The 13,212-nt window shown below is 67.9% G+C and carries 13 protein-coding genes; 2 read left to right on the top strand and 11 right to left on the bottom strand.

Features of this window, described 5'->3' with window-relative positions; all coding sequences use genetic code 11:
* Positions 1-168: 168 nt before the first annotated feature.
* From ACEUEL_RS17420 to ACEUEL_RS17410, 3 genes are all read right to left on the bottom strand, one after another.
* Entirely contained in the window at positions 169-447 is a 279-nt protein-coding gene (locus ACEUEL_RS17420) for a hypothetical protein (RefSeq protein ID WP_405707889.1), read from the bottom strand.
* A 188-nt stretch (positions 448-635) separates the two neighbouring features.
* Positions 636-1,283, bottom strand: a complete 648-nt coding sequence (locus tag ACEUEL_RS17415) for a pyridoxamine 5'-phosphate oxidase family protein (protein ID WP_405707887.1) — start codon at positions 1,281-1,283, stop codon at positions 636-638.
* Between the two features lie 47 nt (positions 1,284-1,330).
* A complete protein-coding gene (locus ACEUEL_RS17410) occupies positions 1,331-2,317 on the bottom strand; it encodes an MBL fold metallo-hydrolase (protein WP_405708440.1) in 987 nt (328 codons plus the stop codon).
* Between the two features lie 133 nt (positions 2,318-2,450).
* Between ACEUEL_RS17410 and ACEUEL_RS17405 the strand changes: the two genes are divergently transcribed.
* Positions 2,451-3,365, top strand: a complete 915-nt coding sequence (locus tag ACEUEL_RS17405; RefSeq protein WP_405707885.1) for a LysR family transcriptional regulator — start codon at positions 2,451-2,453, stop codon at positions 3,363-3,365.
* Positions 3,366-3,498: 133 nt separating this feature from the next.
* Here ACEUEL_RS17405 and ACEUEL_RS17400 read toward each other — a convergent pair whose 3' ends face one another.
* The 5 genes from ACEUEL_RS17400 to ACEUEL_RS17380 form a co-directional block, all read right to left on the bottom strand.
* Complete coding sequence (locus tag ACEUEL_RS17400; RefSeq protein ID WP_405707884.1) at positions 3,499-4,512, bottom strand: proline racemase family protein; 1,014 nt, start codon at positions 4,510-4,512, stop codon at positions 3,499-3,501.
* 20 nt (positions 4,513-4,532) lie between these two features.
* Entirely contained in the window at positions 4,533-5,327 is a 795-nt protein-coding gene (locus ACEUEL_RS17395) for an ABC transporter permease (protein ID WP_405707882.1), read from the bottom strand.
* Entirely contained in the window at positions 5,324-6,163 is an 840-nt protein-coding gene (locus ACEUEL_RS17390; protein WP_405707880.1) for an ABC transporter permease, read from the bottom strand. Before ACEUEL_RS17390 ends, ACEUEL_RS17395 begins: the two co-directional genes overlap by 4 nt.
* Positions 6,164-6,167: 4 nt before the next feature.
* Complete coding sequence (locus ACEUEL_RS17385) at positions 6,168-7,211, bottom strand: ABC transporter ATP-binding protein (protein WP_405707878.1); 1,044 nt, start codon at positions 7,209-7,211, stop codon at positions 6,168-6,170.
* Between the two features lie 178 nt (positions 7,212-7,389).
* Entirely contained in the window at positions 7,390-8,430 is a 1,041-nt protein-coding gene (locus tag ACEUEL_RS17380) for an ABC transporter substrate-binding protein (RefSeq protein WP_405707876.1), read from the bottom strand.
* An 85-nt stretch (positions 8,431-8,515) separates the two neighbouring features.
* Here ACEUEL_RS17380 and ACEUEL_RS17375 point away from each other — a divergent pair, with 85 nt between their 5' ends.
* Positions 8,516-9,574: a GlxA family transcriptional regulator gene (locus ACEUEL_RS17375; protein WP_405707874.1), complete on the top strand. Its 1,059-nt coding sequence runs from the start codon at positions 8,516-8,518 to the stop codon at positions 9,572-9,574.
* A gap of 60 nt (positions 9,575-9,634) precedes the next feature.
* On the opposite strand, the gene ACEUEL_RS17370 is transcribed toward ACEUEL_RS17375, so the two are convergent.
* From ACEUEL_RS17370 to ACEUEL_RS17360, 3 genes are read right to left on the bottom strand one after another with little or no spacing between them, the layout of a single operon-like run.
* On the bottom strand, positions 9,635-10,810 hold the full coding sequence (locus ACEUEL_RS17370; RefSeq protein WP_405707872.1) for a M24 family metallopeptidase: 1,176 nt from the start codon (positions 10,808-10,810) through the stop codon (positions 9,635-9,637).
* A 1-nt stretch (position 10,811) separates the two neighbouring features.
* Positions 10,812-11,909, bottom strand: coding sequence for a mandelate racemase/muconate lactonizing enzyme family protein (locus ACEUEL_RS17365; RefSeq protein WP_405707871.1), 1,098 nt, complete (start codon positions 11,907-11,909; stop codon positions 10,812-10,814).
* Between the two features lie 3 nt (positions 11,910-11,912).
* Positions 11,913-13,076, bottom strand: a complete 1,164-nt coding sequence (locus ACEUEL_RS17360) for a M20 family metallopeptidase (RefSeq protein WP_405707869.1) — start codon at positions 13,074-13,076, stop codon at positions 11,913-11,915.
* Positions 13,077-13,212: the final 136 nt, after the last annotated feature.

Raw genomic sequence — 13,212 nt, 5'->3', positions numbered from 1 at the left:
GGGTCGGCTGGGGGTCGAAAATACACCCACCAAATACACCCATCGGCTACACCAAGGCAATGAAATCGTTACGAATAAACGACTGTTGGCTGAGAATCCGAGGCTCCTCCCGCCCCAGCCATGCGCGTTATCTTGTTGAAAAGATATTATGAATTCGCCGCGGCGGCGTCATGACGGGCGCGGGTTCAGGGCGCGCGAGGCTGCGTTCTCCCGGCGCCAGTCGAGCGGGCTCTCACGATAGGCCGGCAGGACCTGCAGCGCGAAGTCGACCAATGCGGCTTCGTCGGTTTCGCCCAGCGTCATGGCCTCGATGAGCGCCGCCGCAAAACGGCTTTCGTTCTCGCGCCCCTCCGGGTCAAGTTCCAAAGCGATTTCAAGAGCGCGGGCGAGGCATTTGTCGAGGATTTGGACGGTATCGGGGTCAAAACGGACGAAACGCGACGGCATGACTACCTCTGACGGCCATTTGCGGCTCGCGAGCCATGTAGTGCCGCCGCTCCGGAGCACAAGGCGTGCCGAACATCAAAGCGCCGGGACGGTGGCGGGCATGCCATCTCCGGGCTCGGCATGTTCTCTCGTACGGGATCGCGGATATCCGGAAGCTCACCGCCGTGCGCCGATCACATTACCGCTCATCAGCGTTGGTGAGTGGACGCCAACTCCTTGCGCAGACGCTCGTTTTCGCGCCGCAGGGTTGCAAGTTCCTCACGCACGGGGATGAGCGCGACATCCAGTTCCGCCTGCGTGAAGCGCGGCGTGATGTGCTGGGGGCAGTTCCAGTCGAACGCCGCGACCTCGATGAGGACGAGGCGCTCCACGCGGCCGGGATAGCCGGGCACCGCCAGTCTCTCCCCCAGCGCCGGATCGTCAGCCACATCCAGAATGCGCATGCGGCCGAAGATCTTCAGGCGCTGCCGGTGCGCATAATCCATCAGGAACAGCGAAACGCGGTCATTGGCCCGCACATTGCCGGTGGTTATGTATTGCCGGTTTCCGCGCAAATCGGCGAAACCCAGCGTCGTGTCGTCGACGGCCCGCAGGAAGCCCGGCGGGCCGCCGCGATACTGCACATACGGCCAGCCCGTCTCGGAGACGCTGGCGATATAGAAGCCATCCCGCTCGGCGATGAAGGCTCTTTCCGGCGCGCCGAGGGGCTGGCTTGGCACGGCAGGATCGACGTTGCCGTGCACCCCCATCCGCGCCCAATGCGCCGCGCTGCCGTAATGTTCCTGCGCGGCGGCAACCGAAGGGGTCGTGGCGATGTCGAGATATCGGTAGCTCATGTCGGCTCCACCCGGCACCGGGGGCGCGACGTGCGCGCCACCTGCGTTCAGTCCTGCAAGGCCCAGTCCGCCACCTGCCAGCGCATCTCACCGCGATCATTGACGATCCGGCCGAGACCCGGGAACGGCATGTGGGTCGCGGCGATCAGGGCGCCTTCCGAAGCGGCGCGGGGGAAGAAGCGGTCGCGCATCGACTGGGCCGCCGCGCGGTCCTGCTCGAACAGGAAGAAGACATCGGTCGCCCCGGGATGCACGACCGGAAAGACCATGTCGGAGACCATGATGAGGCTCCGCCCCGCATCCGCGACCCGTACCCCGATATGGCCGGGCGTGTGCCCGGTCAGGTCGACGATCGAGACGCCCGGCACGATCTCGCGCTCGCCGTCGATGGCCTGCAGCTTGGGGTACAGGCGCACGACCTCATCCGCCATGCGGAAGCTGGTCTGGAGATAGTCCGGAGCCCCATTGCGCTTGGCCGGGTCCGTCCAGTAGGTGACGTCACGCCGGTCGATGTAGATTTCCGCGTTCGGATAGTTGTTGGTGCCGCCGAGGACCAGCCCACCCATGTGGTCCTGGTGCATATGGGTGACGATCACCGCATCGATACGATCGCGCGGCACCCCGAGCGCAGCGAGCGCCTGCGGCAGCGCGCCAGTCTGTCCGATCGAACCGGCCGCGCCGGTATCGATCAGGATGCGGCGATCGCCGTCGTCGATAAGATACTGGTTGAACAGGAAACGCACCCCGCTCGGCCGGGCGGTGAACTGTGCGGCGGCTGCCTGCTCGACCTCGGCCGGTGAGCGGCCCGGAAAATAACCATAGGGCATGTCGGCATAGCCGTCGGTCAGCGCCGTCACGGTGAAGCGGCCGATGCGGATTTGCGCCAGCGGTGTGACGGGGTTGGGCGACGCGGGCGCAGCCGGAGCGCCCGGCGTCGCAGCGACGGCAGGTGTGAGCCCTCCGGCGAGAAGCCCACCGCCGATAAGGCCAAGGGGAAGACCGCCGGCGAAGGATCGACGGGACATATGCACCATGGCGTCCTCTCTGTTCACAGGAGACTGCAGAGCCCATCCTCTTGGCCCGACATGACGCAAAGCTAGGCTGCCCAGATTTCGTGGAGTATCCTGCGGTTTCGAGAGATGGCTTCCCGAAAATCGGAAGGGTGCGGTGGACCGTTTCGAGGCGATGTCGGTCCTGCTGGCGGTTGTCGAGGCGGGCAGTCTTTCAGCCGGGGCACGGCGGTTGCGCGCGCCGCTGGCAACGGTCAGCCGAAAGGTCGCCGAACTGGAGAAGCACCTGGGCGCCAGGCTCGTCCTGCGCACCAGCCGCGGCCTCGCCCTGACGGAGGAGGGGCGCGGTTTCGTCGCGGCGTCGCGGCGCATCCTGGAGGAACTCGAAGCGGCGGAGCGACGGGCCGCCGGCGATTACGGCGCCTTGCGCGGAGGGCTGCATGTAACCGCCCCGGTCGCTTTCGGCGAACGCCACGTCCTGCCTATTGCTCTCGATTTCCTCAAGCAGCATCCCGCAATCGACATGCGGCTCACCCTGGCGGATCGGCAGGTCAGCCTGATGGACGAGCACATCGACGTGGCGCTGCGGATCGGACATCTGGAGGACAGCGCGCTGATCGCGGCGCGCGTCGGCACGGTGCGCCGGGTGATCTGTGCGAGCCCGGATTATCTCGCCCGCCGAGGTGCCCCCCGCCGGCCGGACGATCTCGCCGGGCATGACGGCATCAGTTTTCAGGGCTTCGCCACAGCCCCGGAATGGCGTTATCGGCGTGACAGCGCAGCCTTCGCCGTCGAGCCTCGCCCGAAACTCGCCGTCAACACGACGGAAGCCGCCATTCGGGCGGCTCTCGCCGGGCTCGGGATCATCCGTGTCCTCTCCTACCAGGTGTCGGACGAACTGCGTTCCGGCCAGTTGGCGGTCCTGCTGACCGAGTTCGCGCCCGAGCCGCTCCCGGTAAGCCTCATCTACGCGCCGGCCGGTCTCCTGCCGCTGAAGCTTCGCAGCTTCCTCGACTGGACGGTGCCGCGCCTGCGCGAACGGGTCGCCGCGCTGCACGCCGGGGATTCGTAGGGTGCCGCCAGCAGCAGGCGCATGTGCGCCGAGCCGGAGCCGCGGCTAAGGGTGGACGGGATCGGCACCGCGCAGGGCGTCGATCCAAGATCCATCGATGCCGAGCGCCCAGTTCCGCTCCCGCCGTTCAGCCTCACGCGACGAGGAAGCCGGCGCCGACGGGATCCTGGCGGTCGATCAGCCAGCGTGCCGTGCCGAGCAGTCCCGCCGTTCCCTTTACCGTCGGGCGTACCGCGCGCACGTCGTTGAGCTTCGTCTCGCCGATCAGCTCGCCCTCGAAGGTGCCGGTGCCGAGCAACCCCTCGGAGGTGATCTTCTGGTGCAGCCCGATCACGCCGCGCGCCTCGAACATCGCCATCATCGCGCTGGTTCCGGTGCCGCCGGGCGAGCGGTCGAGTTGGCCGGCGCTGAACACATGCACGTTCTTGTAGAGCGCGCCGGGAATAGTCGGCTCGTGCCAGAAGGTGACGAAGTTGAAGTTGTTGATGTGGCCGGCGGTCGGGTGCTGGATCTTCACCTTCTCGCGGATCGCCTCGCGGGCGAGGATGCCGAGGCGCGACAGCTCCGAGCCGTTCTCGGCGCCGATCTTCAGCGAGGTGCCGCGCAGGTCGATGATGCCGAAATAATTGCCGCCCCAGACGATGTCGGCCTTCAGCGCGCCGACGCCCGGCAGGTCGAAGGCGATGTCCTGCGCCGCCACATAGGCCGGCACGTTCTCGAAGCGGGTCCACAGCACCTGATCGCCGTCGGTGGCGACCTCGGCCTGGACGAGGCCGGCGGTGGTCTCGAAGCGGATCCGGGTGATGCCGTCGTCGGAGCGCCGCACGAAACCATGAGCGACCATCGCCATGGCGACGGCGATCGTGCCATGCCCGCACATGTGCGAGTACTGCGTGCCGTCGATGTAAATGAGGCCGGCGTCGTAGTCGGGCGAGGACGGCGGGGTGAGGAACACGCCGAACATGTCGCGGTGCCCGCGCGGCTCGCGCATCAGCGCGGTGCGCACCCAGTCGTAATTCGCCTCGAGGAAGGCGCGCTTCTCGAGGATCGAGGAGCCCGCCGGATAGGGGATGCCGCTATGGATGATGCAGAGCGGTTCGCCCTCGGTATGGGTGTAGATGACGTCGAAACTGTCCTGCTTGCGCATGGCGAAGGCTCCGTTGGAAATCAGGACCGGTGGCGCTCGGACAACATGTCGAGCCCCATCAGCAGATCGAGAAGGATGATGACGAGCGCAGCCGCGCCGATGGTGATCGCGGACACCGCCGCGATGGTCGGATCGATCGTGTACTGCACGTAGTTGAACATCTTCACCGGGATGGTGTTGAGCGCCGACGTCGTGTTGAAGATCGACAGCTCGACATTGATCCAGGAAGAGATGAAGGCGAGAAGCGCGCCCGAGACGATGCCGCCGCGGATCTGCGGGAGCACGACCAGGAAGAAGGTGGTGAGCGGTCGGGCGCCAAGGTCCATCGACGCCTCTTCCAGCGCCCGTTGCTCGGGGGTCAGCAGCGGCAGCACCGAGCGCAGGACGAAGGGCGTGACGATCACCACGTGCCCGACCAGCAGCGCCTCGAAGGAACGCGCGAGACCGATGGCGCTGCCGAACTGCAGCAACGCCGCGCCCAGCACCACATAGGGCAGCACGAGAGGCGACATCAGGAGCGCGGAGATCGCCTCGCGCCCGGCGAAGACGTAGCGCGCGAGAGCGAGGCTCGCCGGCACCGCCAGCAGCACCGCCACCAGGGTCGCCGCCAGCGCCAGCACGGTGGAGGTGACGAAGGCCGAGACATAGGAGGGGTCGTCGAACAGCGCGCCGAACCATTTCAGGGTCAGCCCCTGCGGCGGAAAGGCGAGGTAGCTGGTCTGCGTCAGCGAGGTGCCGATGATCACCACCAGCGGCAACACCAGATAGGTGAGCGCGGCCAGAGCGATGAGGCGGATCAGGGAACGCGCGATCATGCCGCCCTCCTGCCCGCGTCGCCGATACGGCCGGCGATGGTGACGAGGACCAGCGTCAGCACCAGCAGCGTGACGCTGAGCGCCGCGCCGTAGTGGAAGTCGAACACCGAGGAATATTGCTGGAAGATCAGCATGGAGAACACGGTGATCTGTCCGCCCGAGAGCAGCGCCGGCGTCACATAGGCGCTGACCGCCAGCGCGAACACCATGATCGCCCCGGCGACGAGGCCCGGCAGGCACAGAGGCAGCGTGACGAACCAGAAGGTCCGCGCCGGCCCGACGCCGAGATCGGCGGAGGCGTCCTCATAGGCCGTATCGATCTTGGCGAGCGCATTGCCGACCGAGAGCACGACGAAAGGCATGAGGATGTAGACCATGCCGATCAGGATGCCGGTCTCGGTGCCGAGGAAGCGGATCGGCCGCTCGGTGAGGCCGAGCCCCATCAGCCCCTGGTTCACCAGCCCGGTGCGCCCGAGCAGCACCATCCAGCCGAACGAGCGCACGATGTTCGAGGTGAACAGCGGCACGATGATCAGGATCACGCAGGCCCGCCGCCATGCCCGCCAGCGCACGATGCGCACCAGGTACCAGGCCAGCGGAAAGCCGATCAGCAGGCAGATCGCGGTGGTGGCGAGGGCGATGCGGAACGTCACCCACAGCACGTCCCAGTGATACTGGTCGAGCAGGATGCGCGTGTAGTGCTCGGCCGTGAGGCCGCCGGCACCGTTGGTGAAGCTGGAGATTGCCACCACAGCCATCGGCGCCAGGAAGAAGGCGGCGAAGAACGCCAGCGGCGCGAACAGCAGCAAGGCGAGCGTGATACGCGGCGCGGTCACGGCCTTACTCCGCGATCAGGTGCAGCGCGGAGGGGCGCAGGCCGATGGTCACAGTGCTGCCCGCGCGCAGGTCGGCGGCGGCCATGCCCAGCCGGGCCACCTTCAGCACCACGCCGTCGCAGCGTAGGAACAGCGTGGTGACCGGCCCGATGGCGAGAACTTCCTCGACGACACCCGCCGCGGTGGCCATCCCTTCGGGCACCGGCCCCTCGACCAGCACGACATCCTCCGGCCGCACCATCGCGTAATGGGCACTCGCCGGCACGTCGAGCTCGACCCCGGTCACGGCGAGGCGCCCGCGTCCTGGAGCCGTGGGAGCGAGCGGGATCAGGTTCGGCTCACCCACGAACTCGGCGACGAAGCGCGTCGCCGGCGCGCGGTAGATCTCGGCCGGCGTGCCGGTCTGCTCGATGCGGCCGGCGTGCATGACCACGATCCGGTCGGCCATTGCCATGGCCTCTTCCTGGTCGTGGGTCACGAAGATGAAAGCGATGCCGAGTTTCTCCTGGATGTGCTTCAGTTCGATCTGCATGCGCCGGCGCAGCTTGAGGTCGAGCGCGGAAAGCGGCTCGTCGAGCAGCAGGAGCTTCGGGCGATTGACGATGGCCCGGGCGAGGGCCACGCGCTGCTGCTGGCCGCCGGAGAGTTCGCGCGGCAGGCGGGCGCCCATCTCGGCGAGCCCGACCAGTTCCAGCGCCTCGCGGGCCCGCTCCTGCGCCTCCGCCCGGCCGGCCCCGGCGCGGCGCGGCCCATAGGCGACGTTGTCGGCGACGCTCATGTGCGGGAACAGCGCGTAGCTCTGGAACACGGTGTTCAGCGGGCGGCGATAGGGCGGCGCGCGGGTGATGTCCTCGCCGTCGATGCGGATGCGGCCCTCGTCGGGGGTGAGGAAGCCGGCAATGCAGCGCAGCAGCGTGGTCTTGCCGCAGCCGCTCGGCCCGAGCAGGGCGATGAACTCCCCGGCAGCGACGGTCAGGCCGACCTCCTGCAGCGCCCGATGTCCGGCGAAGCGCTTGGAGACGGCATCGATGGCGAGAAGTGGCTGCACGGATCATGTCCTCGCTGGAGAGCGGACGGCACGCGGAAGGGTGGCCGTCCGATGTCGGCGAAGCGAGATTACGCCAGAGCGGACCTGTCGCGGGGATCAGCACTACCGCGTGCGGGAAGGCTCGGCATCGGATCAGGTGGAAGGCCCGCCCGGCTTAGTGCCCGGGCGGGCAGGCGCCTCACTTGCGGGCGATCTCGCGGTTCCAGGTGTCGACCAGCTCGGCGCGCTTGGCGTTCACCTCGGTCCAGTTCAGCAGGTAGAGATTCTCCACCGAACCCTTCTCGCCCCAGGGCAGCTTGCGCGCGGTCTCGGCGGAGACGGTCACCCCCTTCACCGACGGGCCGAGGAACAGCTTCTCGGCGAGGCACTGCGAGGCCTCCGGTGTCAGCGCGGTGTCGATGAACTTCTGCGCCATTTCCTTGCGCGGCGCGTTCTTCACCAGATGCAGCCGCGCATCGGTCGCCCACACGCCCTCCTTCGGCACCGTGAAGCCGATCGGCAGGCCCTTGGCGATCAGGTCGAACGCGCCGACGTTGAAATGCGCGCCGATTACCGCCTCGCCGCTCTGGAAAGCGTTGGAGGCGGCCCCCGACGAATCGAAGAATAGCGCCGGCTTCAGCTCCTTGATGCGGGCGAACACCGGGGCGAAGTCGCCCGCCGGCGCATTCAGCATCTTGTGCAGGAAGAACAGGAACGGCACGCCGGAGGAGTTGGCCGGCGAGGGAATGGTCACCGCGTCGGCATATTCCGGCTTCCACAGGTCGTTCCAGGAGGTCGGCGCCGCCTTGATCTCCTTGGTGCTGTAGGTGAGGCCGAGCGAATAATAGCCGGTGCCCACCGCATAGATGCCGTTGGCGTTCTTGTAGACCGCCTGCGGCAGTGCCGCCCTGAGGTTCGGCACGCCGGCCTCGGTGATCGGCTCCAGCACGCCCGCCGCTTCCGCGAGCTCGCTCACGCCGCCGTCCATCCAGGCGACGTCGAGGGTCGGGGCGTCTTTCTGCTGCTGCAGCTTGGACAGGGTGACGGTGGAGGTGCCGACCTCCGGCACGACGGCGACGCCGGTAGCCTTGGTGAAGGGGTCGGCAACGCAGGCCTTGAACGCGTCGCCCCAATTGCCGCCATACCAGGCGACGTGCAGCGCGTCCTGTGCCGATGCCGGCGCGACGGCGGCGGCGATCGCGAGCGCCGATGCCGTAACAAGACCATGCAGGCGTGCCATGTTGTTTCTCCCCTCATGTGCAGGCGATCGCATCTTTGCTCCCTTACGCAGCGGCGGCTTGCAGGATCGGGCCAGAAACTTTGATATGAGCGACATGCTGCAGCCGCCGCCACACATCGCCCCTCACGATGACGGCACCACCCTCCCGGCCGTGGCCGGGCGGATGTCACCGCTGCGTGTGGGCTTCGTGCTGCTCGATCAGTTCACGCTGGCAGCCTTTGGCGGGCTGATCGACGCGCTGCGCCTCGCCGCCGACCATGGTGGGCGAAGCCGGCAGATCCATGCCTCCTGGACGGTGATGAGCCTCGACGGCACGCCGCGGCGCGCCAGCTGCGGTGTTCTCATCTCCGACAGCGCGCCCCTGCTCGATCCGGCTCAGTTCGACTATGTCGCGGTGTGCGGCGGCAACGACTACCTCAACGAGAACCCGCCCCCCGCGCTGCTGGACTATCTGCGCCGCGCTGCCGCGTGCCGGGCACGTCTGATCGGCGTGTGCACCGGCACCTTCGCCATCGCCCAGGCCGGGCTCGCCGAAAAGCGCACCCTGTGCATCCACTGGAACGTGCTGGAGGCTTTCCAGTCGCGGTTTCCCGCGCTGAACGCGGTGACCGATAAGCTGTTCGTGGACGAAGGCGATCTGCTCTCCTGCGCCGGCTCCACCGCTGCCATCGACCTCGGGCTCTATCTCGTCACCCGCCATTGCGGGGCGACCAAGGCGAACCAGGCGGTGCGCCACATGATGCTGCAGGGCATGCGGCCGCCCTCCCTGCCGCAGCCGCACTTCCTCGCCGATCTCGGGGGTGTGGCGGATGCGCGGGTGCATCAGGCGGTGCACTTCATGGAGCAGCGGCTCGACGATCCGCCCTCGGTGGACGCCATCGCCCGCTATGTCGGCTGTTCGGGTCGCCAGCTGGAGCGCGCGTTCAATGCCGCCCTCGGGGTAGCGCCGGCGGCCTTCCAGCGGCAGCTGCGCACCCACTACGCCTGTTGGATGCTGGAGAACAGCCCGCGCTCGATCACCGAGATTGCGTTCGACTGCGGCTTCTCGGACGCTGCGCATTTCTCGCGCGAGTTCCGCAACGCCTTCGGGCTGTCGCCGCGCGATTATCGGTCCGGCCGGCGCGCATCGCGCCGCCCAAGCTGAACGCCCCGTCGTCGTCGGCCGCGCGGTCCGATCGACCGGCGGCACCGTGACGACGCCGTCCTACACCGCGACCTCGAGCAGGGCGCGGTCGAGCGTTCCGAGGACGCGGCAGCCCGTCTCGGTGACGACGATGGTCTCGCTGACCCCCACCGTGAAGCGGCCGAAGACTCGCAGTGCCGGCGGCAGGTGGAAGGCCATGCCCGGCTCGAGCAGCGTCTTTACGCCCGCGTTGAGGCTGAGGATGCTTCCCTCGCCCCAGTCCGGTGCGAAGGAGATCCCGACGCTGTAGCCGAGGCGCTTGCGGAAATTGTCGGTGTAGCCGGCGGCATCGATGACCTTCTGGCAGGCGTTGTGCGGCACCTCGCAGGGAACTCCCGGCCGGATCGCCTCCAGCGACACGGAGAGCGCCTCCTGGCAGACCTTCATCATGTCGAGCGCTTCGGTGGGCGGCGTGCCGATCCAGACGAGGCGCATCAGCGCGGCATGGTAGCGGTCATGCACCGCGGCCATTTCGAGGAAGGCGGGGTCGCCGATCCTCAGTTCGCGCCGCCGCCAGGTGCCGTGCGGCACTCCCGATCGGGGCCCGGAGGAAACGAGCGGCTCCATGCCCATATATTCTGAGCCGGCGCCGATGGCCGCGCCCATCATCGCGGCGACGATATCGTTCTCGGTGTTCCCCACCCGTACCGCGGCGAGGCCCGCCCGCATCCCGGCATCGACATAGCCGGCGGCCATGACGAGCTTTTCCACCTCGAGCGGCGACTTCACGGCCCGCAGCTTCTCCACCACGCCGGCCGCATCGTGCACCGCCCCGAGCGCGGCGACGAGCGCCTCATAGGTGGCGATCGGCAGGAACCAGCCGCGCTTGTCGATGGCGACCCGCCTGCTCTTGAGCCCCCTTGCCTCGATGAGGGCGACGAGGAACCGGACGGGATCGTCGGTGTCCTGGTAGATGGCGGCATCGCTGATGAAGGTGTTGGCGACGAAGTTGAAATATTCGAGCTGGCGGACCACGAACACGGGATCGCCGTCCACCGGCAGGATCAGCGCCTGAAAGGTGTAGTAGCCGGGTGTCTGCTGCCCGGTGAGGTAGAAGATGTTCTCCGGTCCGGTGACGATCATGACGTCGATGCCCGCCTGTACGAGGCCGGCGCGCGCCTTCTCGACGCGGGCATCGTACTCGGACTTCGGGAAAGCCGATTCCTGCCCCTGGATCACACCTGCGGTGGCGGTCATCTCACGAAAACTCCCTGATGAGACGCGTTCTGGACGCATCGAAAGCCAAGCCGAGGCCCGGGGCCGGGGGGGCGCGAACGAAACCCGCCGCGTAGTCGAGGCCGGCGGCGGGGTCGTCGGCGAGGCCGTCGGCACCGTAAAGCTCGGCAAAGCACGGGTGGGTGACGCAGGCGACATGCAGCGCCGCGCTCGTCGCGAGACCGCCCTCGTTCATCTGGCCGATCATGAAGGGAACGCCGGCATCGGCGAGCCGCGCCGCCGCCTCGAGCGTCGGCGTGATGCCGCCGAGCTTTACCAGCTTGAGATGCGCCATGAGGCCTGTGTCGAGATCGACGATCCGGTCGACGTCGTCGAGGCCGCTCACGCTTTCGTCGAGCATGATCGGTATCGGCGTTTCACGAGCGAGCGCGGCGAGCGCCGGCCAGTCGCCCGGGGCGATCGGCTGCTCGACATAACTGAGGCCGTAGCGGGCCAGGGAACGCAGATGCCGCGTGGCATCGCTCGCGGCCCAGGCGCCGTTGGCGTCGGCGGCGATCTTGACGGTGTCGCCGAAGCGCTCGCGCAGCAGGGCGATGCGGCGCAGGTCGCCCTCGAAGGCCTCCGCGCCGATCCGGACCTTGAGGTCGAGGAAGCCGCGCGCGACATAGTGCCCGGCCTGGTCCAGAAAAGTTTCGTCCGGCGAAACGAACAGCGTCTGATTGGTCGCGTGCGCGATAACGGCGCCGGCGGGGGCGCCGAGCATCACGGCGAGCGGCAGCCCGCGCCGCCTTGCGCGCAGGTCATGCAGGGCGGTGTCGACCAGCATGCGCACCGGCGCACTTGCGGCGGCCAGCGTTGGGGGAGCGGACGCCAGCAGGGCGGTGGGATCGGCGCTGAAGTCGATGCCGTTGACTGTCTCGATCGCCTCGGCGAGCACAGTCTCGGCAGGAAGGCCGTTGAGATAGGCGATGTTGAGCCGCACCTCGCCGACCGCGTCGATGGCGCCATCCCGGAGCCGGAGATAAAGCGTATCGAGCCCCTCGATGCGCCCCGACGAGGCCGTATGGAGAACGAGCCCGTCGCTATAGGTCAGCGCGGCCCGGTGCAGCGAGACGCGCATGGCTCAGCCTGCCAACATGGTGAGCGCGATGTCGCGATAGATCAGGGCCGAGGTGACGAACTCGTCGACCGGCACGAACTCGTCGGCCTTGTGCGCCACCGACAACGAGCCGGGGCCGATCACCACGCCCTCCGCGCCGGTCGAGCGGAAATGCACGAGATCGCACGCGCCCTGGAAGCCGAACGGGCCGGGCGCGGCGATGCCGTGCGCGCGGCAGGCCGCAAGACTCGCCAGGACGACCGGACGGTCAGCTGCCGTCTCGGTGGCGCCGCCGGTGGTGGGCTTCCACTCCAGTATGTCCGCGCGCAGCCCGAACCGGCGATGTGCGAGGTCCAGCAGGGCCGCGATATCGGCCTTCACCGCATCCTCGTCCTCGCCCGGCACCAGCCGCCGGTCGAGCAGCAGGTCGCAGGCGCCCGGCAGCACGTTGTCGGCGTGCCCGCCCTGGATACGGGTGACGGTAAGGCTTGCTCCGCCCACCAGCGGGTGGGTGCGGTGGCGGACGTCGGTCTCATGAGCCTCCGCGACGAGCCCGAGCAGTTGCCCTGCGCGCAAGATGGCATTCTCGCCGAGATGGGGTGAGCCGGAATGGGCCGGCACGCCATGGACGCGCACCAAGGGGCGTAGGCTGCCCTTGTGCGCGGAATAGACGCTGTTCGAGGTCGGCTCGCCGACCACGGCGAAATCGATGGCCGGCTTGCGCGACGCGTAGAGCCTGGCGCCTTCGCTGGCCACTTCCTCATCCGCCACGAAGACGGCGAGGAGGGTGCCGGACCATTGGGCCCGATCGGCAGCCATCAGGCGCACCGCTTCCAGCATGGCGGCAAGCGGTCCCTTGCAATCGCAGGCACCGCGCCCGTAGAGCCGGCCGTCCGCCTCGCGCAGCGCGAAGGGGTCCGAACTCCAGCCCTCTCCCGCCGGCACCACGTCCATATGGGTGTTGAAGGCGAAGACCGGACCGGGCCCATTGGCAAGGCGCGCTTCTACGTTCGCCCGCCCGGGCTTGTACTCGTCGATGGTGATCGCAAAGCCGAGTGGCGCCAGCCGGTCGCGCAGGTAAAGCGCGGCCTCGATCTCGCGGCCCGGCGGATTCTCGGTCCGCAGCGCGACGAGTTCGGCCAGCTCGCGCTTCATGCGAGCGACGTCCAGTGCGGGAGAGTTCGGCATCGGATCATCCACTCGGTGGAATCGGCGGCGCTTCGGCGGCGCGCTCATCACGTAGGCCAAAATTGTACTGTTGGTAAGAATATATACAAAGTCGTAAGCTGCGGCTGTCAAGCGCGGGGCGCCTGCGCGGCTGCAC

This window comes from Ancylobacter terrae (assembly GCF_045108345.1).
Classification (GTDB): domain Bacteria; phylum Pseudomonadota; class Alphaproteobacteria; order Rhizobiales; family Xanthobacteraceae; genus Ancylobacter.
This window is presented reverse-complemented; position numbering and strand designations above follow the sequence as displayed.